The following is a 25,639-nucleotide window of genomic DNA, read 5'->3' as shown; positions in this document are numbered from 1 at the left end:
CAAACCATCGATGAGAATTAGGCTACTTTTGTCGAATATGCATGTGATTTTGTGAAATTGGCAGATGTATAGAATTTTTTAACAAATAGGTTTACTTTCGTGACCATTCAGCATATAGTTAAATCACGGTGTTTCCTTTGGTAAACTTTTTGTCCCACTGGAAACTTTATTTTCACCCAAAATGTTTCCCTAGGTAAAAAAAATTGTAAACAAGCAATTTATAATAGGAGGTCATAGCGATGTTTCAGAAATCAGATAAAAAGCTATCGAGACGTAATCTTTTAAAGCTAGGAACGACAGGAGCGTTTGCTGTGATAGGGAGTGCATTATTGAATCCTTCCTCATTATTCGGTAGGCCACCGATCGCACAAGCGCAAGATAAACATGATATTCACCATGCCATGAAAGAACAATTACATGAAGGTATGAAGCATGGCTATGTGCCAAGCAACGAAGTAACGGAAGGTTTCAAAGCTGCGCAACATGCACTGACCGCTTTTGATTATGGCAAAGTAAGTAAGCTTCCAGACGGTAGAACGCTTAGGGAATATGAGATCGCAGCCTATGAGGCTAATGTGGAGATTGCCAAGGGAATCAAGTTTCCAGGCTGGACGTTCAATGGGACGATACCTGGTCCAACTATCCGTTGTACCGAGGGTGATGTCCTTCGCGTGAAATTTACCAATGGAACACTTCATCCACATTCGATTCATTTTCATGGGATGCATCCTACGAATATGGATGGTCTTGAATCTGTGCTTTCTGGGGATTCTTTTACGTATGAATTTGAAGCCAAACCAGCTGGCATGCACGTCTATCACTGCCATGTGGCTCCTTTAGCCAGACATATCCATAAAGGTCTCTATGGCAATTTCATCATTGACCCGAAGAAACCAAGAGCTGCTGCCAAGGAATTCAACATGCTGATGAATGGCTACGATCTGGATCTCGACGGGGAAAATGAAATTTACACCGTGAATGGCTATGCATTTGCCTATCAGCAGGAACCGATTAAAGTGAAAGTAGGGGAGCTTGTACGTATTTACTTAAGCAATCTGACTGAATTTGATTTAATTAATTCCTTTCATCTTCATGCGAACTTTTTCAACTACTACGCTACGGGGGCAGATCCTGAAGCTCGACCTGCGTATACCGATACCATTATGCAATGCCAGGGTGAACGTGGGATTCTGGAAATTGTGTTTCCGGGGCCCGGTCGATACATGTTTCATGCGCATCAAAGCGAATTTGCGGAACTAGGTTGGATGGGATTCTTCATTGCTGAATAAGAAAGGAGGCGACGTACGATATGAGTATTAACGATCAAACCACTAAGCCATCATCATCTTCTTCTAAAATAAAAGCTATTCTATGGGGCCTTCTGCCCTTAATCTTGCTATTAGCCATTATTACAACGATTGCCAAAGTGGGTACCGGCATAGAGAACGAACCTGCTGCTCCGATCGAAGTCTTGAATGTAGAGAAAATCACACTAAATGATGACGGCATTCAAGTGAAAGTACTGAACTCTGGACCAGAAGAAGTAACCATCGCTCAAGTCGTCGTTGATGGCGCATTTTGGAATGCTTCATTCTCACCGAGTGATACGTTAAAAAGATTCGAACAAGGCATGATCCATATCCCATACCCGTGGGTTCAAGGCGATCCGCATGAAGTGAAACTCATCACGTCGAATGGTTTAATTTTCTTAGGTGAAGTAGCAGCTGCTGCCGCTACGCCAGAAGCGAATGGGAAGTTATTTTGGCAATACGCGCTAATTGGCTTTTATGTAGGGGTAATTCCCGTAGGGCTTGGCCTATTATGGTATCCATTTCTTCGTAGATTCTCGGTTAGAGGCATGCACGCGATTCTTGCCTTGACCGTTGGTCTGTTGTTCTTCCTAGTCATTGATACCTTTGGCGAAGGCTTTGAGATGGCTGCAGAAGCGCCAGGCGTCTTCCAAGGTTCCGGGTTAGTGTGGTTTGGGGCCTTGCTGAGCTGTTTATTCCTGATTGCTGTCGACCAGTCGAATGAGCGTAAATTAAGCAGTGAGTCTTATGTGGGCAAACGTGTAGCTAATAAAATCGCAACAGGCATCGGGCTTCATAATTTTGGAGAAGGTCTTGCGATCGGTTCAGCTTTTGCAGTTGGGGAAGCAGCATTAGGGACTTTCCTTATCATTGGTTTCACCCTTCACAACATTACAGAGGGTGTAGGTATTGCAGCTCCGCTATTGAAAGATCGCCCAACGTGGAAGACATTTGTCAAATTAGCATTAATCGCCGGCGGACCTGCTATAATAGGTACATGGGCGGGTGGTTTCATATTTAACGATACATTAGCTGCTCTCTTCTTCGGTATCGGTGCGGGTGCGATTCTGCAGGTCATTTACGTTATTTCGAAAATGATTCTTAAAGAGTCTGAGAAAAAAGGATTATCTCCGGTATCTTGGTTAAACTTCAGTGGACTTACAGCAGGGATATTAATCATGTATGTAACTGCGTTAATGGTGAAATTTTAAGTTTTCTCAATAAAGGGAAGGGTGGTGACTCACATGTTATCAGGTATTGGCATACCAGGTCTTATTGTAATCGTAGGAGTTGCATTACTTTTATTCGGACCAACGAAGCTTCCGCAACTAGGTCGTGCTTTCGGAACGACAATCAAGGAGTTTCGACAAGGAACGAAGGGATTGTTGGAAGAAGAAGAGACAAAAGATAAGCAGAAAGATACACATTGATCTTAATGAGATTTCGGTGAATGTGAGAGGGCTGTCCAGAAGAAGCGTAAGCTGCTTCATTGGGCAGCTTATTTTTTATGCATACCTTGGATTTTACTGCTTGTTGCAGTAGTATATATAAAACAAAAACGCATAACGGATGGAGCAAAGTAATGACATCACTAGAACAATATTGGAATGAATCGTATCAAAGGCTCGACCTCAAACCTACTTTCGATAACTGGTTGGACAAATACTGGCATGAATACGTATCGAAAACAAGACAGGCAGATCTTATCGTTGATCTTGGTTGTGGTGTCGGTAATAACGCCAAGTACCTTGTAGAACATGGACTGTCGCCAATCGCTTGTGATATCTCCGAAGTGGCCATCCGTACATTAAAGACTTTTCTGCCAGATATTCAAACGCTTTGTTTGGATATGGCAGAGGGGCTTCCTTTTCATAAAGATTCTGTACAAGTCCTCATTGCTGATCTCAGTATTCATTATTTCGATGAAGCGACTACCCATGAAGTCATCCGAGATCTCTATAACGTGCTGAAAACAGATGGTATTTTACTTTGCAGGTTGAATTCGACCAATGAAATTAGCAATAAAGGAAACGTCATTCCAACGATAGATAAATATTTTATGGAATCGGAAGGGATATACCGTAGGTTTTTTGATCGAGAAGAGATAGCGCGATTTTTTGATAATGAAAAGTGGACTTACCTGCATATGGAGGAGTACGAAATGGATCGGTATACCAATAAGAAGAAGCTGTGGGAAATTGCGCTAAAACCACGCAAGTAAGCGGAAAAGTCATGATAAAGCAATAAGTGGTCAATTTGCGCATGCAGAATCGTAAAGGATTTGGTGTAGGATGAGCGAACCTCTAATATATACATGTATAACATCAAGTTGGACCATTATATCGAAGCAGAAAAGGGGATTCCAATGAAACAAATTGGCATTGCACTTATTGGTTGCGGGGCGATTTCCGGTGTTCATCTGAAAGCTATTTCACAAATACCAACAGCGAAGCTCGTAGCCGTAGTTGACACGAACGCCGAATTAGCGGCTCAAACAGCAGAAACATATGACTGTGCGTATTACACCGATTATCTCGACATGTTGAAAAATCCTGATATTGACGTCGTTCATATATGTACGGCACATTACCAGCACGCGCCAATGGCGGTGGATGCGCTTCATTCAGGTAAGCATGTTCTTACAGAGAAGCCGATGGCTGAAACGAAAGAAGCAGCGCTAACGATGTTACGTGCAGCAGAAGCGAATCCGCATGTACAGCTTGGTGTTATTTTCCAAAATCGATATAATCCAGCCTCCCAAATCATGAAGAAAACCGCCCAATCCGGTGAACTAGGGAAGTTACTTTGTCAAAAAGGAATTGTTACTTGGTCCCGAGATGCGTCCTATTATCAAACAGAGTGGAAAGGGAAATGGGCCACAGAAGGCGGTGGCGTCCTGATTAACCAGTCCATTCATACGTTAGATTTACTTCAATGGATAGGCGGCGAAGTAGCTAGTATTAAAGGAACCATGTCGACGGATTCACTTGAGGGAATTATTGAAGTAGAAGATACCGTTCATGCACACCTCACGTATCGAAGTGGAGCAACGGCTATCTTCTATGCAACGAACGCGTATGGGGTAAATTCCCCTGTTGAGATTGAGCTTGTCTTTGAGAAAGGGAAACTCGTACTCACGGGAGATACGTTGTATCGCGTGATAGATGGTGAGCAAACGATGCTGACCTCACCAGAAACGACGAATCTAGGGGCCAAATCGTACTGGGGAATCAGTCACGGTACTCAAATTGCTGATTTCTATGATCATCTATTATCCGATCGCAGCTACGGGTTGAATGGACCTGAGGGCTTTAAAGCATTTAATCTCGTTATGGATGTGTACGAATCGGCTAGATCAGGGAAACGAATTAGTTATCTATAACAATCAGGCACAATTGGTTTTAGGTTTCAGCTCGAAATTCCGTCCCATCGTCGCGAAAATAAAAGGCAATCTCATCGGTGATCGTACTCATTCGAATGGATATTCTTGTGAACTCTTCGATGATACCGCGATCAACTTCACAGAAAACACCATTCTCGTCTGTTTGCCACACGGATACCGTTGTTTGAGATAGCGCGGCAATAAATAGATCTCCATCGGATGTCAAGGTCATCATCATGAATAACGCCCTCCCTTTCGGTCGCCGCCGCATGGCGGCTGGCTGAATCTTAAGTAATGTTCCTAATCGTTCCGTTGTTACTTGAGTATATTCGCAGTTAGCTACGAAATGCGAATTAAGCAAGATATGTTCTTTCTTATTCTACTATGTAATTCTAGTCGTTACCTTTTGGTAACGGCTTTTTGTTGTTCCAACAAGAATTGGCCTACTCATTCATCACCGTTTATCTACCAAGTCAAATGGTCATAATGGGGAAGGGATGAGAATAAGGAGGGATTCACATCATGCCAGATGATGCAACGATTCCTATTGACCCGAATGTTGAAATAAACCTTGAACGAATCATGAAGGATTTAGGTGGAAGCGACGATGTCGTCATTCGTGAAATACAAGATGATGGCACTTTGATAGTAGCGGCCGCAGTAGTGTATATCGATGGACTTTCCGATACATTGGCCATTAATACATATATTTTCGATGTGTTAAAAATGATGGTTAGGAATGTCACACAGGACGCACATGGAGACAATTCGGATACAGAAACACTTGCCAAGGAGCTGCTGACTGGATTGGGTTCCATTAAAACCGTAGCGGATATGGCAGCTCTGTATGAGAATTTACTTTCAGGCGAGGCTATTATTTTATTTAATCAGCAGCATCACGCGTATCGCGCAGATATTCGTCAGTGGAAGGGGCGAGATGTTACTGAATCAACGAACCAGACGTCCATACGTGGACCTAGGGAAAGTTTTACCGAGACACTGCGCACCAATACTTCGTTAATTAGACGTAAAATAAAAGACCCAAGGCTGTGGCTGGAGACGATATCAATCGGTCGGATGACAAAAACCGACGTAACGATCATGTACATGAACGGGATTGCCAAGCCATCCGTAATCGAACTCGTACGTTCTAGATTAAATGCAATTGATATCGACAGCATTTTGGACAGTGGTTATATCGAGGAATTAATCGAGGATAATAAGTATTCGCTTTTTCCAACTGTTTACAATTCTGAGCTCCCAGACACCACGGCGGCCCAATTGTTAGAAGGGAAGGTAGCGATTCTTGTAGATGGCACGCCTAATATTTTACTAGTACCTACGCAACTCGTTACATTTTTTCAATCAGCGGAGGACTATTATCAAAGAGCCTATTATGCAACTCTGCTTCGTCTACTTCGATTTAGCACGGTATTCATCTCTTTGCTGCTGCCTTCCATTTATATCGCAATAACGACTTTTCATCGCGATATGCTGCCAGCATCACTGTTAATCGGGCTGGCGGCGCAACGTGAAGGGGTGCCATTGCCCGCATTTATTGAAGCGCTTGTCATGGAAGTTACCTTCGAGATTTTACGAGAAGCAGGTCTTCGTATGCCGCGAGCGATTGGACAAGCCGTATCTGTCGTTGGCACACTTGTCATCGGACAAGCCGCAGTTGAAGCGGGAATTGTCTCGGCAGCCATGGTTATTGTCGTTTCAGTAACGGCCATTTCAACATTTACGCTGCCAGCGTATAGCATGTCTATTCCAGTGCGTCTGCTTCGGTTTGTATTTATGGGGGCTGCGGCAAGTTTTGGGTTATTCGGGATTGCCATGGGGTTGTTTGTGTTATTGCTTCATCTGTGTGCTCTTCGTTCTTTCGGAGAGCCTTTTATGTCTCCATTTTCACCATACCGCAAAGCAGATTTAGAGGATACGCTGGTTCGTTTACCGAGATGGCTTGTGTTTAAGCGTCCTGAGACATCACTCGATGAAGGCAGTGATCGAATACGAAAGCGTTAGCAGGGAGGCGCTTTAGGGTGAAATATAAATTAACGGTGTTGATTCTTTGCTTACTCATGCTAACTGGGTGTTGGAGCAGACGAGAATTAAATGAGCTGCTTATTGTCCTTGGAGTTGGTGTGGATTGGAAGGACGGCGAGTATCTAATGTCCTTTCAAGTTGTTAATCCAAGCGAAATATCTGCCCAGCGAAGAGGGGGAGATCGTCCGCCTAGTACACTCTATCAAGGTAGAGGGAAGACATTATTTGAGGCAGCTAGATCTTTAACAGCGGAGGCACCACGGAAAGTATATATGGGACATTTGCAGATGTATGTCATTGGGGAGGAATTGGCGAAGCGAGGGATTAAAGATTTTCTTGATAATTCATTCCGTGATAATGAATTGCGAATGGATTTTAATATTGTTGTAGCAAGAGGAGACATGGCGGAGAATGTATTGAAACTATTTACACCCGTCGAGAAATTACCTAGCTATAGTATGCAGCAATCTTTACAAACTTCACAAAAGTCATGGGCACCGACAGTTGCAATGACATTGGATGAAACGTTGAACAGACTTTCTAGTAAAGGCTACGAACTTGCATTAACAGGTATCGAATTAATAGGGGATCCTACCTTAGGTGACACGAAAAAGAATGTGGAATATTTTCAGCCGCCAAGTCGATTCCGCTACATGGGGATCGCAGCTTTCAAGGATGACAAATTAATTGGCTGGTTAGATGAACAGGAAAGTAAAGGTTATACAGACATTACAGACAAATTGGATAGTACATCTATCGAAATTCCCTGCGGTGAGAAGAAATATATGGGAATTGAAGTTACCTCCTCGAATACTAAATTGAAATCAAGCGTGAAGAACGGGAAGCCTGAGATGAATGTGTCCATACGAACGGAAGCGAATATCGTGGGCAGGCAATGCAGAGATATCGATTTGACGGATCCTCAAGTGATCAAACGATTGGAAGAAGAAAGCGAACAAATCTTACAATCTCACGTTGAGGCTGTCGTTTCACGAGCGAAGAAAATGAAATCGGACATACTCGGTTTCGGCAGCCAGCTTGGAAAGGATGAGCCTGCCTACTGGAAAGAAGTTAAAGATACATGGAATGATGACATGTTCCCTCAAACAAAAGTCAACTATAAGGTCGATTTATTTATTAGAAAGACAGGTACTATTGGAAATTCAACTATGCAATAAGCATGGAGAGAGGTCTGGTTACGGATGGCGTCTGTATTTGCTGTTCTTGCGTTAGCCGCGGGTACGTTCTGGCTAGAGGCGCCTAAACTAATCCGTCAAAAACATAGACGCGAGTTTGTCCTTTTCGCGATATTTCTACTGACAGCAAGTGCTCTGTATGTGTTGTTAGTCCTAGAGGTTGTACTACCGAATCCATTCAAGATTATTGAATGGATGTTCGGTTGGATTGTTTAAATGAGGCTGGATGCAGGGACAAGGAGGTTCAAATGCACACATTTGACAATGCTACCATATCTGTTCGCCAGTTTACGATCTTGATTATTCTTGGAGTTATTGGAGATTCGATTCTCATTATGCCAACCATTCTTGCTGCATCGGCTAAGCAAGATGCATGGTTATCTATGCTTTTAGCCATATTTCTTGGATTTATTGCAGCAGGTTTATTTGCTGGGATCGCGAACAAGCTGCGAAGACGGAGACTCTTTAATCTCCTGAGGTTGCAATTAGGTGTTTGGATTGGAAGTTTCTTCATCGTACTATTTTTGTTCGAATTCTATATGTGTTCGTTAACTTTGTTAAGTGAGATGAGTCAGTTTATGACCACTCAATTAATGCCAGAGACGCCAGTTAATGCGATAAATGCCGTTTTCCTTCTGGTCATTATTATCGCCTATCGATACGGTGTTGAAGCATTTGCGCGTATGGGAGAACTGCTTTTTTCTGTGTTTATGCTGTTATTCCTTATTCTCGTCGTTCTTTTACTGCCACAAGTGGATTTTGCAAACTTGGAGCCTATTGCAATAGAAGGAATTGGACCAATCTGGCGGGGATCTTTAATGGCTTTTTCGACGGCATTTGCTGAAATGGTTATGTTTCTCATGCTCGTATCCAATGTTACCGGTCATGCTTCATTGACAAAACCAATCGTCATTGGTTTTGCCATCGGAGGTGCCATTTTATTTGTCACCGTTGTTTTGTGTTTGCTTGTGTTAGGCACTCACTTAATGGAAACCAAATATTATCCGACCTTCGTACTCGCTCAGAAAATAACAATTGGACATTTCTTGGAGAGGTTAGAGGCGGTTATGGCTTTTTTATGGTTCATATCGGTGTTCTACAAAACGTTACTCCTCTTTTTCGCACTCATCTCAGGGCTTGCACAATTATTTCAACTGAAGGAAAGTCATATGCTGACCATTCCCATTGGTATGCTGATTCTGGTAGGAACGATTTCGGGTACACCTAATATTACGGTTTATAACGATATTCTCCAGAGATATTACGGTAGGTTCGATATCGTTTTTTGTATCTTTATTCCTGCGTTGTTGCTGATCTTGTTTTATATCCATGATCTCCGAGATAAACGAAAGAAGGGTACACAGAACGACTCTGAATTACTCCCGGAATCGTGACAATTAGCTATCTAATTAAACAAAACCTAATCTCAGGAGGACGACCATGGATCAACTATTCAAATTGAAAGAACGCGGGACTTCCGTAGCAACGGAACTAATGGCGGGTGTGACGACATTCCTAACGATGGTTTATATCGTGATCGTAAATCCTGGGATATTAAGTACAACGGGGATGGATTTCCATGGTGTTTTCATGGCTACTGTACTTGCAAGCATTGTAGCAACACTGATCATGGGGCTCTTTGCCAATTATCCGATTGTGATTGCACCAGGTATGGGATTAAACGCTTATTTTGCATTTACTGTTGTGGGAGGGAATGGCGTGCCGTGGCAAATCGCATTAGGGGCTGTTTTTATCGCAGGAGTTTTGTTCATTGTGCTGTCGCTCACTTCATTCCGTTATGTATTACTCGATGCGATTCCCACTAGCCTTAAACACGCCATTACTGCAGGAATTGGGCTCTTTATCACCTTCATTGGTTTACAAAATGCGAAAATTATTGTGAGCTCTCCAACAACCTTACTCACGTTAGGTAATTTGAGAGAGCCCATGACGGCACTTACCTTGATCGGACTCATCATTTCACTTGTATTACTGGCGTATCAGGTACGCGGATATTTATTCTTCGGCATGCTGATCACTGCCGTTCTTGCATGGATGTATGGGCTATTAGCTTTGCCAGATACCTTCGTGGCAGCTCCAGCGGGATTAGTGGCTACGGCTTTTCAACTTGATATCAAGGGTGTTTTTACAAGCGGGTTATATGCGGTTATTTTCACATTCCTGTTAATCACTTTATTTGATACGACAGGCACCATGTTAGGTGTTGCTGAGCAGGCTGGCCTTCTTAAAGAGAATAAATTTCCTCGTTCGAGAGGTGCTCTTCTGGCAGATGCGGTTGGCACCACAACGGGGGCATTACTGGGTACAAGTCCAACCTCCGCTTATATCGAATCCAGTTCAGGTGTCGCAGTTGGTGGAAGAACAGGACTCACTGCCGTTATCGTAAGTCTGCTATTAGCGTTGACCTTATTGTTCTCACCGATTATTGCTGTTCTAGCGAGTATACCGGCCATAACGGCTCCTACTTTAATTATTGTGGGTTTCCTCATGATGAACGTATTGCGACAAATTGAGTGGCAGGACCTGGAAGAGGCGTTTCCAGCATTTCTGATCGTTGTTCTGATGCCATTGACCTACAGTATAGCCACGGGGATTGGCATTGGATTCATTGTTTACCCGATACTTAAAGTCATTCGCGGCAAAAGAAAGGACGTACATCCTATTTTCTATCTATTTGCGGTGTTGTTTTTTGTTCAAATCGTATTTTTCACTCATTAACAATGAATGAATATGTCGTAAAGCAGACGCCGCGGCGTACTGCTTTTTAGTGTTTCTATCATCTCTCAATTGGGCAAAACATGTTCCGCTTTCATACCATGCCTTTCTGGACAAGGGACATAGACTATCTAGAACTACTAGTGAGAGAGTGGTGCAGATGGGGAAAGGGCTACTCGCAGAGATTGCGATCAAATATGATTTGTCAATTCGACAGGTTGAACTCATTCGTAAGACTTCACGTTCTTATGTCATGAAAATCACTGCGCACCAAGGCTGTTTTATATTGAAAAGAATGCAAATGGAGGAGCACCGCTTGCAGTTTATGGTAAATACCGAAGAATATCTTAGAAGTCGGGGCATTAACATTCCAACGGTTTATCAGACATATGAGAACAAGCATTATGTGAAATATAAAGGTTATTTCTATGTCCTTCAGGAATGGATTTGTGCCGTACCTTATCCAGTGATTAACTTAGACCATATAGTTCGGTTAGCTGATTTATTGGGCAGGATGCATGCGATATCCAAAGAGTTTCAAGATGCCCATGGTCAAATCCGAATGGGGGGAGCAAAGTGGGAGCAAGAGTATGAAGAAGCTCTTCACTTTTTGGGGAAATGGAGAGAAACCAATGCATGCGTTGAAGAACCCTGGCGCAAAGCGGTGTTTGCTTATATTGATTTTTACATGAGAACAGGTGAGTTTGTAAAAGAACAAATGAAGCAACAGGGGCGTTGCTTGGCCTGGAGGGAGCCTGACATTCAAGTCGTGCTAAGCCATCATGATTTTCATACACAAAATGTTTTACTGGATGAAGCAGGGAAGATTTATATCATTGATTGGGAATTTGTTCGATTCGATTTACCTTCCAGGGACATGAATCGATTGTTATATGCCATGATTAAGAAGTCGAGAGCTTGGAATCATCATGCTTTTCTTAAGGTAATGCGTGTTTATCTTAGAAGGAACACATTGTCTAAGCGAGAAATGAAGCTGCTCTTTCTAGATTTGGCGTTTCCTCACAATCTGTGCCGCAATCTGATTTGTGGCAAGTTCACTCGTATGACTGTGAATCAAATCAATGAGCTATTGCAGAAAGACACCGAAAAGATGCAATATATGATTGATTCGTATCTCAACCAATAGCAACGATCAACAATGTGTAGAGAATAAAAAAGATGCCTCACAAACCATATAGGTTGGGAGACACCTGTGTTAACTAATAAGCTAATGCGAATAGGCCATGAATGTGTGAAAGATAACGAACGTTGCTTGCTTCTTTCATTAGTGTAGCGGGTAAGCCCTTCAACTGTGTGTTCTTACCGCCGATCGTACCAATACCATCTTTACGTCCAAGGCTGCCTAGTGTTCCAGAGAACACAGGTACGAATTTCTCCATAACGCCGCCTTTAAGTTGCACTGACAAATTGTAACCAACCGTCTCACCCATTTGCCAAGCAAGTTGTGCAGTTGGGGGATAGGGTCTTTCGCTTCCTTCAGGGAACACAACCGCGCAGTCACCTGCCAAGAAGATATCCTCGTGTGATGTGGATTGCAATGTCGAAGTCACCGTAGCACGGCCGCGATCTTCTGCGATCCCACAGCTGCCGACAACTTGGTTGCCTTTAACGCCGCCTGTCCAAATAATCGTGCTAGCCTCGATTGTTTGTCCGCTTTTCAATGAAACCGAATTATTCGTAGCTTCTGTGATGGCAACACCCGTCAAGAACGTAACGCCACGCTTCTCAAGACTTGTGACAGCACGCTCAATGAGAACGGATGGGAATACAGGAAGAATGGAAAGACCCGCTTCCACACAGTAGATGGAGATATCATTGAAATCAATTCCTTTAGCACGGCATACTTCAGGAAGCTTATCTGCGAATTCACCGACGAGCTCAACACCTGTTAAACCACCGCCACCAACGACAATCGTTGCATCCGCCTTATTCCCAGAAGCTTTATAAGCGTCCAAGCGAGCTTCAACATGAGCACGAATTCGGTTAGCGTCAGAAGCTGATTTCAGAATTAAACTGTTCGCTTCCAATCCCGGAATGCCAAAGTAGTTCGTTTCACTGCCAAGTGCTACTACTAGTGCATCGTATTTATGTACAGCACCGCTGCTTGTAAGAACTTGTTTCTCATTTGGTTTAATCTCTTGGATCGTGTCAACAACGATATTGACATTTTTATCGCCTAATAGTTTTTGAAGGGGAAGTGCAACGGCCTGTTCTTTAATCGTGCCGCCTGCTAATCGATGTAACTCGGTAATGATTTGGTGCGTTGAGAATTTATTGATGATTGTAATGTTAGCTTCTGAAGCTGATAAATGTTTACGTGCGGTTAACGCAGTCAAGAGACCACCGTACCCGCCGCCAAGAATTAGTATTTGTTTAGCCATTGTTATCATCCCTTGTCCGGATTAATTTTTTCGTTCAGCGAGTACGTTCAAGAATGCTTGAGCAAATCGAAGTGTTTTCTGTACTTCAGGGTCTTTCAGCATTTTCAACATACCGAATAGACCGATGGTTGTACCAACGTCAGCTTGCGACCGCTCACCAGCTTCAATAGCTGCCGATGCGATGTTTTTTGCTTTCTCTTGTACAGGCTTTACGAATTCCCCAATTCCTTGAGCAAAATCATTGATGAGTACTTTGTCAGTCGCTACGTTTTGTGCGAAATCGTAGGCTTTAGTTAGCATGTTAACCATTTCAGCTAATTTAGGGAGATTATCCACCAGAAGTGTTAACGATTCTTGCACCTCGGGCTTCAGTAATTGGTCAAGTACGTCTAATGATTTGGGTTCAGTAACAATTGAAACGGGTGCTTCTTGAATAGTTGATGTCTGAGACATATGACAAATCCTCCTTTGCGTAAAAAAAACGTATTACATTATTCTACACCTTTTGACAATAAATTTATAAAGGCAGATATTTCAAATTGGTGAACAACTCCTATATAAAACACAACTCGACCTAGAATTAGCCCAGTCTAACTTTTATAGATTGATTTTATAATGAAGTTGTTCACTTGATTGGAAATTGTTGGATCAAGTACATAGTCATCACTAGATAGATGAAAGGAGTTGATTAGAGAGGGATAGATGAAGTAAGCTGAAAGGCAATTTGCTTTGACAACTAGAAAGCGCATTCAATGGAGGAGGCTCATACTAATACTTATTGGTAGCTACAAACAATCAAACTTAAGGAGCAACGTACATGACAATCAACAAGTCGAAAAAGATTATTCCTATAGCACTCAGTTGTATGCTTTCATTCTCCTTATTGCCGCTTGCCACACCAGCGTTCGCTGCAACTTTGTTAAGTGATACTTTTGAATCTTACAGCAGCTTCCCATCAGGGGGTTGGACGAATGCTTCCGGTAACGGAAGTTGGAGTATTGCGACAGATGGTAGTAAAGTTGCTACCCAAACTTCATCCACTTCAAATACCTATATCATGACAAATGGGACCTCAACATGGACGAATTATACGTATTCAGCCAAAGTAAAGGTGGGATCTACGAGTGTACGTAATGGGATTGTAGCTCGTTATACCAATAGTAATAACTACTATTTCCTAGTTTTGTATAATGGGAATTTAGTTCTGAACAAAAAAGTAAGCGGTTCCACGACAACGATTCAGCAGGTTCCGTTCACGGCAAACACCTCAACCTTTTATGATTTGCAGTTGGAAGTGAATGGGACTTCGGTCAAAGGTTATGTGAATGGCACTTTATTGGTCCAAGGGACGGATAGCAGCTTAATCAATGGTGTTCCAGGGTTTTATGCCAATGGAGTCGTGGAATATGATGATGTTTCCGTAACAGACAGTGCGGTTAGTGATACACAAGCACCAACCGTCCCAACGAGCTTATCAGCAACGGCAGCATCCAGCAGTCAAATTAACTTGAGCTGGACAGCCTCCACAGATAACGTCGGTGTTACAGGTTATGATATTTATCGGGCTGGATCGTTCGTGGGTTCATCCGCTGCCACCTCCTACAGTGACACGGGTTTGAACGCATCTACTACTTACAGCTATACAGTAAAAGCGAAAGACGCAGCTAATAATACGTCTGCCGCAAGTAGTTCTGCCTCTGCAACAACGCAAGCAGGCGGAGGAGGAGGAACAGTTGTCAATGTGTCAACTTCAGCGCAACTAACGTCTGCGATTAGCAGTGCTGCAGCAGGTACAACGATTGTGCTTGCAAATGGTACCTATACGAATGGTGGCAATTTCAGCATCAGCGGCAAAACAGGTACGGCTTCGAATCCGATTACGATAAAGGCAGCGAATACGGGGCAAGCAGTTATTTCAGGAGGAGCGTATTTTGTAATAACCAATTCTTCTTATGTAACGATTGAGGGTTTGAAATTTACGAACACAGGTAACACGGCAGTTAAGTTGGATCAAAGTAACAACATTCGAGTAACCCGAAATATATTCGCCCTTACCGAAAATGGGAACTCACTTAAATGGGTATATATAGGAGGCGCCAATAGCCATCATAATCGCATTGATCATAATGAATTTGGGCCCAAGCATGATCTGGGCAATTTTATTACGGTTGATGGTTCCTCAACTCAAATTTCGCAATACGATACCATTGAATACAACTACTTCCACGATATCGGACCACGTGCAACGAATGAGATGGAAGCGATACGATTAGGTGTAAGTACGCTTTCGATGTCGAATGCGTATGCAACCATTCAGTATAATCTCTTTGAAAATTGTGACGGCGATCCAGAATACATTTCTGTGAAAAGTGGCAACAACACCGTGCGATATAACACTTTCCGCAATTCGCAAGGCGTGCTCTCTTCTAGGCATGGACATGCACAGAGCTTCTATGGCAACTTCTTCTTAGGGGATGGGGTAAAAACAGGCATCGGTGGTATTCGGTTGTATGCAAATGACCACAAAGTATTCAATAATTATTTTGAAAATCTAACGGGAAGTGGCTATTCGGATGCCATTAACGTGGATGGCGGGGATTTCGATGGAGGTACGAACGGTACAACATACACAAGCTCTGACCTAAGCAAGCACTGGCGAGTTTATCGTGCCCAAATTGTCAATAATACGATCGTCAATAGTACAACCGGTATCGTTATCGGCGGGAACTACACGCAAGCGCCTGTGGACAGCATCATTGCGAACAATATTGTGAAGAACGCAACGGGTACGCTATATAATCAGGTGAAAACAAGTAATACAACGTTCCAAGGAAACATTGGCTACGGTTCTACGTTAAGTAATGTTACTAGAACAAGTACTGAAATCAACAACGTGAATCCACTGTTAACGAACTCAAGTGGTTTACAGAAGCTGTCTAGTTCAAGCCCAGCTATTAACGCTTCTACGGGTTTATATCCATTTGTAACGATGGATATGGACGGCCAAAGCCGCTCAGGTACGAACGATGTAGGCGCAGATGAGTATGCAACGAGTTCGGTAGTGAATGTACCGTTGACGACTGTGGATGTTGGACCGCTTGCTCCATAAGTAAGGAAGGGATGCTTTATGTGATGAGCGTAGGGCATCCCTTCCTTTTCAATTGAATATTAATGCATAATAATGCATAATTATTATAAAGTTAACGTCTTTGTTGAGGAGAATGTATGATGCACTTGATATGCGAATCGAACGTAATTGAAGATTATTTAGTTGAATCGAAGGAAGTAAACTATAGCCACATGACAATTAAAGAGAAGGCTGAAGAATTACACGCAGGATCTCTTAACGAAATTGACTTTGTAAAGCGAGCCTTTGTTTTTGTCCGTGACAGCATTGCACATTCTTGGGATATTCAAAGTTCTCGAATTACTTGTAATGCTTCTGAAGTCCTCCATTTTAGCGAAGGCATCTGTTATGCGAAATCGAATTTGTTATGTGCTATTTTAAGAAGTAAAGGAATACCAACGGGTTTCTGTTATCAGAGACTTACATTAGGAGATACTCCTGATACAGGTTATTGTGTCCATGCGTTAAATGCTGTTTATTTACATACAATTGGCAAATGGATTCGACTTGATGCACGTGGGAATAAACCAGGCATACATGCGGAATTCTCACTAACTGAAGAGAAATTGGCATTTCCAATCCGCGATGAATATGGCGAAATGGATTATTTACACATTTATGCAGCTCCGAATCCCAAAACCATTCAATCATTAAAACAAAGTACAGATTGTCTCACGATGTATCAGCTTGGTTTGCCTACTACTTTGTAGTTAAAAGTTAGCTGCAAAGGATATCTCTCATTTACAGCGAATACATTAATTGTAAAATATGTTGTAGATGAGGAAGGACGTTCACGATGATACTTGGACTATTTTTTTTGGTAGCTATAATTGGCATTATTGCCTCACTTGTTGCAACAGGTGCAGGATCAGGTGGTGGGCACCGCAGATCTCAGTCGAATTTCGACAACCCTACGACTACCATCAATCCCATGCCAATGGATAATCATCATCAACTTCATTTGGATAATAACAGTCAAACAGGACTTAATTATGATTCGAATGGTACCTCTGCAGATTACAAAAGTGAGAATTGTGACGATCGTAGTACAGGAAGTACGGACAGCGGTAGTAGCTGGAGTTCAGATAGCGGCAGTAGTGGCGGATTTGATAGCGGTGGCGGTGGCAGCAGTGATAGTGGGACAAATAGCGGTACTTAGAAATCACTCCAAGAATCGTAAGTAATCTTCGCTCTCACTGAGTTCCAATTGGCGGAACGCAAGGGGGGATAATCCCACCATTTTATGGAATACCTTCCCAAAGTAGCTCAAGCTGGTATAGCCGCATAGTGCTGCAACGTTTGTAATGGACAGTCCGTGATCGCGAAGTAGCTCGGCTGCTTTCTCGATTCGTCGGTTCCGGACATAGTCCATCGGGGTTATGCGGAAGTAGTGGGGGAACATTTTGCATAAATAATATTTATCGAGCTGTGCGACTTCTGCTAACCGATCCAAGGTAAGGTCATCGGCAATATGTTCCTGGATGTAAGCGGCGACGCGCTTGTAGGCGGAGGGGATTTCTAAACTTGTTGGCGCGTTTCCATCCAATAAACAACGTTGTAGCGAAAGCATCCATTCATAAATGCGAAGCGAGAGATCAAATCGATCATTCAATTTGTTCATCGCTGTATCTGAATACAGACGCCATAGAAGCTGAATAGGAGCTGCATCAGGAAGGATTTCAAATACAGGCCCATACGTTTGAAGTAAATCTTGTCGCAACCATTCCTCTTTAAACCCCTCGAAACGTATCCAAATAAACTCCCATTGATCGCACAATGACGCATCGAATGCATATTCATGATCGTTAGGAATAGACACCACAAATGCATGGCCTTTCGGGACAGTGTAATGCTCTTTCCCAATGCGCAGTTTACCTACTCCTTTTATTGACCATTGAAAGATGATCCCTTGTCCGCCGCGCCTTAGTCCATTCCATTGGTAGTTTTCGTCACTTACCGAGCTGTGCCCGATCGAGAGTAGCTTAAACAGATGTCGATTCACATCTTCCGTGTATCTAAAGCCATAAGATTTATGCACAATATTTTACCACCTTTCTTCAAAATGTTACTATATTTTCTACTCTTACTTGGATATATAATGTCCGTAATAGATAATATATTACCATAATGGAGGTTGCTGAAGATATGCTGCTTAAGGAATGGTTGGATTGTTATGTTCGTGTAGAAGGGACGTATTTACGGGTTGGGAATGCCAAGATTGAACGGTGTTGGTCATTTGCTGGCGGCCGTCCAGTTAATGTCTCTATTCTAGATAAAAATACGAATCAGGAATGGCTTACAGCTGAATCCGATACTCCGATATTTCAAATACCAGGAATGTCTGATGACCAGCAGCCGCATGCCATTTTCATCTCAACTTTCGTTGAGAATGACTATGGCGTATCTCAGCCTTATTTACAAACGAATGTAGATATGCACGATGAAGCGGCGTCAGCCATCCAACGATTGACATTGAAGATTTATCCTGGAGCACCATTCCTTCGACATGAAATAACCGTGATTCAAGACAGTACTGTCCAAGGCAATTATCTCCCATTAGATATAGAGCGATCCCTTGTCTGGACGAAAGATGATTTCAAAGCAAATAGCAATCTGCCCACTCATGCACTTCAGCTTGATACGAATAATAAGCAACATCACGCTGCGCTGGCTGATTATTGTGAACATATAGTACTTCGAGATCTTCATTGCAGATGGACAACTATTCAATTTCTTGATCAGACGGATACGAATAATAATCTCGTAAGTCGTGACACGGGGTTGTTATACGTCAATGAGAAGCGATGCTTACGAGGAAATCTGTTGTTTCTTACGAAAACACTGCACGAAAGCGGTTTGTTAATTATTAAAGAAGGTCCGACACAATTGGGGATATTCGGTAACTCTCAGATGGAATTTCAATTTCGCGGAAAGCGTTTGAGTCTGGAAGGAACGGGGATTCGTGATGAAGATTTTCAACAAAGTGAAGAAATCACCTCTTATGGTGTGACCGTTGGTGTTTACGATGGGACTAAGCACAGCGGATATGACTTGCTGCATAGGTATCATCGCAATCTTCGTGCGCACATACCAGCTAGAGACAGCTTCATGATGAGCAATACGTGGGGGGATCGCTCGAAAGATGGGGCCATAAGCGAGTCATTTTTGATCAAAGAATTGCATGCAGCTGCTGCTCTTGGGTTAAGCATTATGCAAATTGACGACGGGTGGCAGAAGGGGGTTACGAGCAATTCCGTGCATGCAGCATCGATGGCGAATGGGGGACTGTGGAGCGATTATTATAGCGGCGATGGAGATTTCTGGGAGGTGCATCCGGACAGATTTCCGAACGGTCTCGCACCAATAGTTTCACTTGCCAAGGAACTGGGGGTCGCTTTAGGTTTATGGTACTCGCCAGACGCTGTCCATGACTATATGAATTGGGAGAAGGATATTGCTACATTGTTGCATCTCCATCGAAATTACAATATTCGTGCATTTAAATTGGATGGGATTGAAATTCGATCTAAGCTGGGCGAGATTCGTTTACTGAATATGATGCGATGCGTTCAAGAAGCGACCAATGGGCAAGTTGATTTCAATATCGATACGACTGCTCAGAAGAGACTAGGTTACTTTGGGCAAACCCAATATGGAAGTATTTTTCTTGAAAATCGCTACACCGATTGGAAAAATTATTATCCTCACTGGACGCTGCGCAATCTTTGGATGTTAGCTCCTTATTTACCATCTTCGAGACTGCAAATGGAATTCTTGAATGTGAATCGCAACATGGATAACTATGCAGAAGATCCTTTAGCTCCAGATGCATGCGGGCAAGTCTATGCTTTCGCAGCAACAGCGTTCTCGAATCCATTAGCCTGGATGGAACTAACGAAATTAACGGATCAGCAAATGGCTTGTTTGTCTAAGATCATTCAGGCGTTGAAGCCTTATCATGTGGAGATCTTAGCTGGACAAGTGTTACCTATAGGTGATGAACCATCGGGTGCTAGCTGGACAGGCATGCAAAGTATTTGCAGCCCAATGCACGGTTATTTCATCATCTTCCGCGAGCTGCACGAATCCGACACCGCAGTTATGAAACTGTGGGGCTTGAGTGGTGAAGTGAACGTCACCGAGTTGCTGCGAATGGATGTAAAAGATGATGTGTTAATTCCACAAACGCAGCCTCAAGTAGTCTGGGAATCTACACAGCAAGGAGAATATGTAGTTACTCGACCAGCGCCATTTACTTTCATTATGTATCGGTATGACATTTCATCGATTTCCTGAATATTGGATTGTTGGATGAGCAACAAAGAAGAGGTTGGCCCATTGTCTTCAAGGACATGGGGCTAACCTCTTTTGTTATCTCGCTTATACGAGTGCCTTCTCATATAAAAAGACGTGGAAACCATCGATGGTAGCTGGACCTTTCTGTTGGTAGCCATTTTTCACAAATAACTTTTGCGCACCGAGTTGATTAGAAAGTGTGTCAAGAATCAGGTGATTGACACCGAGTTCTCTAGCTTTCTCTTCTAATTGCGAGAGGATCTGTTGACCATATCCTTTCTTCTGGTGACTGGGGTGAACACGAAGACGCTTAATCTCGGCTTTGCCATCCGTAAGCAGCTTTAAGCCACCCATGGCCAACACATTACCGTCTAATCCGGTGCCTACCAGAAATTCACCGCCATCTTTCAAATACTGTTCAGGGATATGTAAAATGTCATGGTAATGCTGATGAGTAGGTTCTACATTTGCTTCAGAGATGACTAATAAATGAATCCGCCATAAATCATCCGTATCCAACGTGGAGTAACGCCTCGTTTTAATCATAAAGTTTACCTCCTCTTTCCATTAATTTCATAGTAGGTATATATGTAATATAAACTAACGTAAATCTGATAACAAATAACCTTTTCTTATGGGTTATCATATTATTTTGAATATATCTGACGAAAATATAGCGATAACTGACATGGGTTTGCAATTGGCTGAGATTTCTCATGAGAGCATAACAAATATGTCTTTAAGAAATCTGCGGAGTTGAGTTGGTTTTTAGGGAGAATTAGTTGAGAATACTGTGGAAATGAATAACCTTACACAAAATCTTGTTATGTAACATGACATTTAAGTGGGGGAGGGTTGTTAATTTATCGATGTTGAAATAAAAGGTTGAATGAAGTGGAAGCGGAAACATTAATAAAAAAAGCGTATGAAAATAATGAATTTATAGACAATTGTTCGTGTTTTTCAAATTTGATGTACTTATTTACAACGAATTGGCAAATTTTTGTTGAAAAAAACGATGTTACAGCGTATATTGGTAACAAGGAACAGATGTTAGATAATTTTACACAATAAAGCGGATATCCATTTTACAACACAATTTAGATATAATATCACACATAGTGTTAGTTTAATTCGAATAGGAGCGTGACATAGGATGAAGAAAAAAATAGTTTTAGTTGGAAATGGTATGGCTGGTGTTAATTGTATAGAGCAATTGCTAAAACTTGCACCTAACTCATACGAAATCACGATCTTTGGGAAAGAACCACATCCAAACTATAACCGTATCCTGCTCTCATCTGTATTGGCTGGAGATGCGGATATGAAGGATATCGTCATTAATGATTGGTCTTGGTACACGGATAACAACATTACCTTGCACACGGGTCATACCGTTAACAAGATAGATACAGAACGCAAGCTCGTTAGTACAGATCATGGAATCACGGTAGCCTATGATGAATTGATACTGGCAACTGGATCACTGCCATTCATGTTGCCGCTGCCCGGTGCAGACAAAGAAGGTGTGATTGCATTCCGCGATATTGCGGATTGCGAGACGATGATGGAAACCGCCAAGAATTACAAAAGAGCAGTAGTTATTGGAGGCGGTCTACTTGGGCTTGAAGCGGCGCGCGGATTGCTGAACCTGAATATGGAAGTTTCCGTCGTTCATATCAACGAATACTTAATGAATCTTCAACTCGACAGAACCGCATCCACAATGTTGCAACAAGAATTAGAACAACAAGGGATGAAGTTCCTACTTAAGAAAAATAGTGAAACCATTTTAGGTAAGAAACGAGTGACTGGACTTCGCTTTACGGATGGTTCAGAGGTAGATGCTGATCTTATCGTGATGGCTGTTGGGATTAGACCTAATATGGCACTAGCAAAGAACAGTGGCATTGAGATCAATCGAGGCATCGTAGTCAATGATTTCCTTGAAACGAGTGTCCCACATATTTACTCCATTGGTGAATGTACGGAGCATCGTGGTGTTGCATACGGTCTAGTGGCGCCGCTTTATGAGCAAGGAGCAGTTCTAGCGAAGCGTTTAGCAGGTGTTAGTACAGATGGCTATCAAGGTTCCGTTGTTTCTACAAAGCTCAAAGTTTCTGGTGTTGACGTCTTCTCCGCAGGTGAATATGCAGATAAACCAGGTACGCGTGCTGTGCGTGTACAAGATGATTTTGATGGCATCTATAAGAAAGTTGTTATTCGTGAAGGGAAAGTGATCGGGGCTGTCTTGTTCGGTGACATCAGCGATGGTTCGAGATTGTTCGCAATGATTCGCAATGGTGAGGATGTAACGGGCAAAGAAAAGATGGTACTTCTTGGCGATGGTGGAGGCAAGACGAAGTCAGGTGTTGATCTAGTTGCTGGCATGAGCGCAGATGAAATCGTATGTGGCTGTAATGGTGTTTCCAAAGGGGCCATTGTCCAAGCGATTCAAGAGAAAGGCTGCTCTAGCGTTAATGATATCAAAGCTTGTACCAAAGCTTCCGCTTCTTGCGGAGGGTGTAAGCCGCTAGTAGCTGATGTGCTTACTTATGTCCTTGGAGCAGACGGTGTGAAGACCGTCAAGGAAGGGATTTGTGGTTGTACAACGCTCGGGCGTGACGAAGTTGTTGAAGCGATCCGCACCATGCAGCTTACGACGACGAAAGAAGTGATGAACGTTCTCGAATGGACCAATACAGAAGGTTGCTCCAAGTGCCGTCCAGCATTGAATTACTATCTGGGAATGGTGTGGCCAGAAGAGCATGAGGACGAAAGAGAGTCTCGTTTCGTGAACGAGCGTAATCACGCGAACATTCAGAAAGATGGCACGTACTCTGTCGTTCCGAGAATGTATGGTGGTGTAACGACTCCGAAGGACTTAAAGAAAATTGCTGAGATCGCTGAGAAATATGAAGTTCCCCTAGTGAAAGTGACAGGCGGACAGCGTATCGATTTGCTCGGTGTGAAGAAAGAAGACCTGCCTGGCATGTGGGCTGATCTAGATATGCCTTCAGGGTATGCATACGGTAAGTCACTTCGTACAGTGAAAACATGCGTGGGCTCCACCTTCTGCCGCTTTGGTACCCAAGATGCGATCGGCATGGGCATTCAACTTGAGAAGAAGTTCGAACGGCTGTATACACCAGCTAAGGTTAAAATGGCAGTCTCAGGTTGCCCACGTAACTGTGCGGAGGCGACAATCAAAGATTTTGGTGTAGTCGCCATTGACGGTGGCTGGGAACTCCATGTTGGTGGTAACGGAGGAACGAAGCTGCGTGGAACTGATCTTTTATGCAAAGTGAAGACGGAAGAGGAAGTGCTCGAATGGTCTGGTGCTTATCTGCAATACTATCGGGAAACCGGGAAGTACAATGAGCGCACATCGGAGTGGTTGGAGCGCGTAGGTCTAGAGACCATTAAGACAACATTGGCGTCAAGCGAAGATCGCGCTGCATTCAACGACCGCATTAATAAAGCATTATCCCTGCTGAAAGATCCATGGAAAGAGATTATTGAAGAAAAGGCACTCCGTCAAACATTTTCACCCATTGAAGAGCAATCGGCAGCGTCGATTTTGAAATAGAAGGGATGAGGCATATGAAAAGGGTACACATTGGCCATATTTCAGAAATTGCAGTAAAGAGATCGCGAGTTGTACGAATCGGTGACTTAGAAATTGCTGTGTTCAAACTTTCTGACGGAGTCATCAAAGCTATTGAAAATCGCTGCCCGCACAAAGCGGGTAAGCTTTCAGAAGGTATTGTTTGTGATCATCATGTATTTTGCCCCTTGCATGATTGGAAGATAGATCTGCACAACGGACTTGTTCAGGCACCGGATGATGGCTGTGTTGCCAAATTCGAGGTTGAGATCGAAGAAGCGAGTGGAGAGATGTATTTGCATATTTCAGAAGAAAGTATCTTGGCATCTTAGCAAAGGGGTGTACGGAATCATGCGACATAATGGATCAGCAGTTGCTTTAGGATTATCCACGTTAGCCATGATGGCATCCTTTGTGATCTGGGGCGTATTTTCACCTATCGCTGGACAAATTCAAGAATTATTTCAGTTAAGCACGATTCAAAAAAGTCTGTTAATTGCAACACCAGTGCTGCTTGGCTCCATTCTGCGAATTCCGATGGGGATATATACAGATTGTTTCGGTGGTAAACGTGTATTCGCGATTACGATGCTCTTTCTTACGATTCCACTTCTGCTTGCGAGTTTTGTGCACTCTTACTGGATGTTGCTGCTTTGCGCATTATTTATAGGGATGGCGGGGACGACCTTTGCCATTTCCCTTACATATGTTTCTAGATGGTTTCCTCCTGAACGACAAGGTTTGGTACTTGGATTAGCTGGCTTAGGTAATCTAGGCGGTGCGGCTGCGAGCTTTTCATTGCCCTTCGTGTTTAACCAATACGGTTTTCAATGGGTGTTCTGGAGTCTCGCAATCATGATCGTGCTGGTGACGGCTATCTTCTGGATCGGAACGAAGGATTTACCTACTCCCCCTCAAAAGAAGACGTTTAAACAATCGATGGTAGTCCTAAAGGATCAATCAACCTGGTATTTATCATTTTTCTATTTTCTAACATTCGGCGGGTTCGTTGCATTTGGTGCCTACTTGCCTACGTTTCTCAAAGATCTTTTTCATTTATCAGCCACGGATGCAGGATTGAAAACTGCTGGATTTGTCGTCATTGCGACGCTCATTCGTCCTTTAGGTGGCTACCTAGCAGACCGTATTGGATCACGTAGTGTACTTGTAGTGGTATTTACAGGTATGATCATTACTTCGATTGCATTGTCAGTGTCCCTGCATCAATTCACTTTCTTTAGTGTATGTTGTCTAGTTGCGGCTACCTTGCTTGGTATTGGGAATGGCGCCGTATTCAAAATGGTTCCCGAAGTTTCTTCGGGTAATACGGGAGCTGTCACCGGAATTGTTGGTGCAGCAGGCGGTTTAGGCGGATTTTTCCCGCCAATTGTTTTAGGGATTGTGAAAGATTTATCAGGTGCTTATACGTTAGGATTTGTCTTGCTTATGGTATTCGCGTGCGCTTGTCTTTGGATGAATCTTGCAACGAGACGCATGGTGTTAAACAAACAACGAACCTTAGCATCGTAGCGCTGGT

The 25,639-nt window shown here is 42.9% G+C and carries 23 protein-coding genes; 18 read left to right on the top strand and 5 right to left on the bottom strand.

From position 1 onward, the window contains the following. Positions 1 to 239 precede the first annotated feature (239 nt). The 5 genes from L6I86_RS03165 to L6I86_RS03145 all read left to right on the top strand — a co-directional run bounded on the left by L6I86_RS03165 (position 240) and on the right by L6I86_RS03145 (position 4,692). Entirely contained in the window at positions 240 to 1,289 is a 1,050-nt protein-coding gene (locus L6I86_RS03165) for a multicopper oxidase domain-containing protein (protein WP_236284523.1), read from the top strand. A gap of 20 nt (positions 1,290 to 1,309) precedes the next feature. Beyond that, positions 1,310 to 2,521 (top strand): ZIP family metal transporter, encoded by a 1,212-nt coding sequence (locus tag L6I86_RS03160; RefSeq protein WP_236284516.1) that lies wholly within the window; start codon positions 1,310 to 1,312, stop codon positions 2,519 to 2,521. A gap of 33 nt (positions 2,522 to 2,554) precedes the next feature. Next, positions 2,555 to 2,740 (top strand): twin-arginine translocase TatA/TatE family subunit, encoded by a 186-nt coding sequence (locus L6I86_RS03155; RefSeq protein ID WP_057313821.1) that lies wholly within the window; start codon positions 2,555 to 2,557, stop codon positions 2,738 to 2,740. Between the two features lie 152 nt (positions 2,741 to 2,892). Next, positions 2,893 to 3,531: a class I SAM-dependent methyltransferase gene (locus L6I86_RS03150; RefSeq protein ID WP_236284514.1), complete on the top strand. Its 639-nt coding sequence runs from the start codon at positions 2,893 to 2,895 to the stop codon at positions 3,529 to 3,531. Between the two features lie 93 nt (positions 3,532 to 3,624). Then, a complete protein-coding gene (locus L6I86_RS03145) occupies positions 3,625 to 4,692 on the top strand; it encodes a Gfo/Idh/MocA family protein (protein ID WP_236284511.1) in 1,068 nt (355 codons plus the stop codon). 19 nt (positions 4,693 to 4,711) lie between these two features. On the opposite strand, the gene L6I86_RS03140 is transcribed toward L6I86_RS03145, so the two are convergent. Continuing rightward, entirely contained in the window at positions 4,712 to 4,930 is a 219-nt protein-coding gene (locus tag L6I86_RS03140; RefSeq protein WP_056621509.1) for a hypothetical protein, read from the bottom strand. A gap of 284 nt (positions 4,931 to 5,214) precedes the next feature. Between L6I86_RS03140 and L6I86_RS03135 the strand changes: the two genes are divergently transcribed. From L6I86_RS03135 to L6I86_RS03110, 6 genes are all read left to right on the top strand, one after another. Then, entirely contained in the window at positions 5,215 to 6,717 is a 1,503-nt protein-coding gene (locus tag L6I86_RS03135; RefSeq protein WP_236284509.1) for a spore germination protein, read from the top strand. Between the two features lie 17 nt (positions 6,718 to 6,734). After that, a complete protein-coding gene (locus tag L6I86_RS03130) occupies positions 6,735 to 7,916 on the top strand; it encodes a Ger(x)C family spore germination protein (protein WP_236284508.1) in 1,182 nt (393 codons plus the stop codon). A gap of 24 nt (positions 7,917 to 7,940) precedes the next feature. Beyond that, positions 7,941 to 8,150 (top strand): hypothetical protein, encoded by a 210-nt coding sequence (locus L6I86_RS03125; RefSeq protein WP_236284507.1) that lies wholly within the window; start codon positions 7,941 to 7,943, stop codon positions 8,148 to 8,150. A gap of 32 nt (positions 8,151 to 8,182) precedes the next feature. After that, positions 8,183 to 9,328 carry a GerAB/ArcD/ProY family transporter gene (locus L6I86_RS03120; protein WP_236284506.1) on the top strand — a complete coding sequence of 382 codons (1,146 nt, stop codon included), beginning with the start codon at positions 8,183 to 8,185 and terminating at the stop codon, positions 9,326 to 9,328. A gap of 46 nt (positions 9,329 to 9,374) precedes the next feature. Beyond that, on the top strand, positions 9,375 to 10,673 hold the full coding sequence (locus tag L6I86_RS03115; RefSeq protein WP_236284504.1) for an NCS2 family permease: 1,299 nt from the start codon (positions 9,375 to 9,377) through the stop codon (positions 10,671 to 10,673). A 157-nt stretch (positions 10,674 to 10,830) separates the two neighbouring features. Continuing rightward, positions 10,831 to 11,817 (top strand): phosphotransferase, encoded by a 987-nt coding sequence (locus L6I86_RS03110; protein ID WP_236284502.1) that lies wholly within the window; start codon positions 10,831 to 10,833, stop codon positions 11,815 to 11,817. A 73-nt stretch (positions 11,818 to 11,890) separates the two neighbouring features. Here the strand turns inward: L6I86_RS03110 and L6I86_RS03105 are convergent, their stop codons facing one another. Together L6I86_RS03105 and L6I86_RS03100 are read right to left on the bottom strand one after the other, a co-directional pair. Further along, positions 11,891 to 13,072 carry an NAD(P)/FAD-dependent oxidoreductase gene (locus L6I86_RS03105; RefSeq protein ID WP_236284500.1) on the bottom strand — a complete coding sequence of 394 codons (1,182 nt, stop codon included), beginning with the start codon at positions 13,070 to 13,072 and terminating at the stop codon, positions 11,891 to 11,893. A gap of 21 nt (positions 13,073 to 13,093) precedes the next feature. Next, entirely contained in the window at positions 13,094 to 13,525 is a 432-nt protein-coding gene (locus L6I86_RS03100) for a DUF1641 domain-containing protein (protein WP_236284498.1), read from the bottom strand. A gap of 364 nt (positions 13,526 to 13,889) precedes the next feature. Here L6I86_RS03100 and L6I86_RS03095 point away from each other — a divergent pair, with 364 nt between their 5' ends. From L6I86_RS03095 to L6I86_RS03085, 3 genes are all read left to right on the top strand, one after another. After that, positions 13,890 to 16,181 carry a chondroitinase-B domain-containing protein gene (locus L6I86_RS03095; RefSeq protein WP_236284496.1) on the top strand — a complete coding sequence of 764 codons (2,292 nt, stop codon included), beginning with the start codon at positions 13,890 to 13,892 and terminating at the stop codon, positions 16,179 to 16,181. 119 nt (positions 16,182 to 16,300) lie between these two features. Next, positions 16,301 to 16,909: a transglutaminase-like domain-containing protein gene (locus L6I86_RS03090; RefSeq protein ID WP_236285638.1), complete on the top strand. Its 609-nt coding sequence runs from the start codon at positions 16,301 to 16,303 to the stop codon at positions 16,907 to 16,909. Positions 16,910 to 16,995: 86 nt separating this feature from the next. After that, complete coding sequence (locus L6I86_RS03085) at positions 16,996 to 17,358, top strand: hypothetical protein (protein WP_236284494.1); 363 nt, start codon at positions 16,996 to 16,998, stop codon at positions 17,356 to 17,358. A 3-nt stretch (positions 17,359 to 17,361) separates the two neighbouring features. Here L6I86_RS03085 and L6I86_RS03080 read toward each other — a convergent pair whose 3' ends face one another. Next, on the bottom strand, positions 17,362 to 18,237 hold the full coding sequence (locus L6I86_RS03080; protein ID WP_236284492.1) for a helix-turn-helix transcriptional regulator: 876 nt from the start codon (positions 18,235 to 18,237) through the stop codon (positions 17,362 to 17,364). 107 nt (positions 18,238 to 18,344) lie between these two features. On the opposite strand from L6I86_RS03080, the gene L6I86_RS03075 reads away from it, so the two are divergent. Next, positions 18,345 to 20,495, top strand: a complete 2,151-nt coding sequence (locus L6I86_RS03075) for an alpha-galactosidase (RefSeq protein WP_236284490.1) — start codon at positions 18,345 to 18,347, stop codon at positions 20,493 to 20,495. An 84-nt stretch (positions 20,496 to 20,579) separates the two neighbouring features. On the opposite strand, the gene L6I86_RS03070 is transcribed toward L6I86_RS03075, so the two are convergent. Continuing rightward, the gene (locus tag L6I86_RS03070) at positions 20,580 to 21,041 is read right to left on the bottom strand and encodes a GNAT family N-acetyltransferase (protein WP_236284488.1); all 462 of its coding nucleotides are present in this window, start codon (positions 21,039 to 21,041) and stop codon (positions 20,580 to 20,582) included. Between the two features lie 610 nt (positions 21,042 to 21,651). Here L6I86_RS03070 and nirB point away from each other — a divergent pair. From nirB to L6I86_RS03055, 3 genes are read left to right on the top strand one after another with little or no spacing between them, the layout of a single operon-like run. Next, positions 21,652 to 24,084, top strand: a complete 2,433-nt coding sequence (gene nirB, locus L6I86_RS03065; protein ID WP_236284486.1) for a nitrite reductase large subunit NirB — start codon at positions 21,652 to 21,654, stop codon at positions 24,082 to 24,084. Positions 24,085 to 24,098: 14 nt separating this feature from the next. After that, the gene (nirD, locus tag L6I86_RS03060; RefSeq protein WP_236284484.1) at positions 24,099 to 24,434 is read left to right on the top strand and encodes a nitrite reductase small subunit NirD; all 336 of its coding nucleotides are present in this window, start codon (positions 24,099 to 24,101) and stop codon (positions 24,432 to 24,434) included. Between the two features lie 19 nt (positions 24,435 to 24,453). Continuing rightward, on the top strand, positions 24,454 to 25,632 hold the full coding sequence (locus tag L6I86_RS03055; protein WP_236284477.1) for an MFS transporter: 1,179 nt from the start codon (positions 24,454 to 24,456) through the stop codon (positions 25,630 to 25,632). Positions 25,633 to 25,639 lie beyond the last annotated feature (7 nt).

It is taken from the genome of Paenibacillus allorhizoplanae (assembly GCF_927798215.1).
Taxonomy (GTDB): Bacteria; Bacillota; Bacilli; order Paenibacillales; family NBRC-103111; genus Paenibacillus_E; species Paenibacillus_E allorhizoplanae.
Note: the sequence above shows the minus strand (reverse complement) of the source record. Positions and strands in the feature narration are given on the sequence as shown.

Excerpts from the sequence above, each read along its gene's own strand:
- L6I86_RS03135 (WP_236284509.1), top strand. The coding sequence starts at position 5,215 with ATGCCAGATGATGCAACGATTCCTATTGACCCGAATGTTGAAATAAAC.
- nirD (WP_236284484.1), top strand. The coding sequence starts at position 24,099 with ATGAAAAGGGTACACATTGGCCATATTTCAGAAATTGCAGTAAAGAGA.
- L6I86_RS03155 (WP_057313821.1), top strand. The coding sequence starts at position 2,555 with ATGTTATCAGGTATTGGCATACCAGGTCTTATTGTAATCGTAGGAGTT.
- L6I86_RS03150 (WP_236284514.1), top strand. The coding sequence starts at position 2,893 with ATGACATCACTAGAACAATATTGGAATGAATCGTATCAAAGGCTCGAC.
- L6I86_RS03095 (WP_236284496.1), top strand. The coding sequence starts at position 13,890 with ATGACAATCAACAAGTCGAAAAAGATTATTCCTATAGCACTCAGTTGT.
- L6I86_RS03075 (WP_236284490.1), top strand. The coding sequence starts at position 18,345 with ATGCTGCTTAAGGAATGGTTGGATTGTTATGTTCGTGTAGAAGGGACG.
- L6I86_RS03125 (WP_236284507.1), top strand. The coding sequence starts at position 7,941 with ATGGCGTCTGTATTTGCTGTTCTTGCGTTAGCCGCGGGTACGTTCTGG.
- L6I86_RS03070 (WP_236284488.1), bottom strand. The coding sequence starts at position 21,041 with ATGATTAAAACGAGGCGTTACTCCACGTTGGATACGGATGATTTATGG.
- L6I86_RS03055 (WP_236284477.1), top strand. The coding sequence starts at position 24,454 with ATGCGACATAATGGATCAGCAGTTGCTTTAGGATTATCCACGTTAGCC.
- L6I86_RS03110 (WP_236284502.1), top strand. The coding sequence starts at position 10,831 with ATGGGGAAAGGGCTACTCGCAGAGATTGCGATCAAATATGATTTGTCA.
- L6I86_RS03165 (WP_236284523.1), top strand. The coding sequence starts at position 240 with ATGTTTCAGAAATCAGATAAAAAGCTATCGAGACGTAATCTTTTAAAG.
- L6I86_RS03145 (WP_236284511.1), top strand. The coding sequence starts at position 3,625 with ATGTATAACATCAAGTTGGACCATTATATCGAAGCAGAAAAGGGGATT.
- L6I86_RS03160 (WP_236284516.1), top strand. The coding sequence starts at position 1,310 with ATGAGTATTAACGATCAAACCACTAAGCCATCATCATCTTCTTCTAAA.
- L6I86_RS03100 (WP_236284498.1), bottom strand. The coding sequence starts at position 13,525 with ATGTCTCAGACATCAACTATTCAAGAAGCACCCGTTTCAATTGTTACT.
- L6I86_RS03115 (WP_236284504.1), top strand. The coding sequence starts at position 9,375 with ATGGATCAACTATTCAAATTGAAAGAACGCGGGACTTCCGTAGCAACG.
- L6I86_RS03085 (WP_236284494.1), top strand. The coding sequence starts at position 16,996 with ATGATACTTGGACTATTTTTTTTGGTAGCTATAATTGGCATTATTGCC.
- nirB (WP_236284486.1), top strand. The coding sequence starts at position 21,652 with ATGAAGAAAAAAATAGTTTTAGTTGGAAATGGTATGGCTGGTGTTAAT.
- L6I86_RS03090 (WP_236285638.1), top strand. The coding sequence starts at position 16,301 with ATGCACTTGATATGCGAATCGAACGTAATTGAAGATTATTTAGTTGAA.
- L6I86_RS03120 (WP_236284506.1), top strand. The coding sequence starts at position 8,183 with ATGCACACATTTGACAATGCTACCATATCTGTTCGCCAGTTTACGATC.
- L6I86_RS03140 (WP_056621509.1), bottom strand. The coding sequence starts at position 4,930 with ATGATGATGACCTTGACATCCGATGGAGATCTATTTATTGCCGCGCTA.
- L6I86_RS03105 (WP_236284500.1), bottom strand. The coding sequence starts at position 13,072 with ATGGCTAAACAAATACTAATTCTTGGCGGCGGGTACGGTGGTCTCTTG.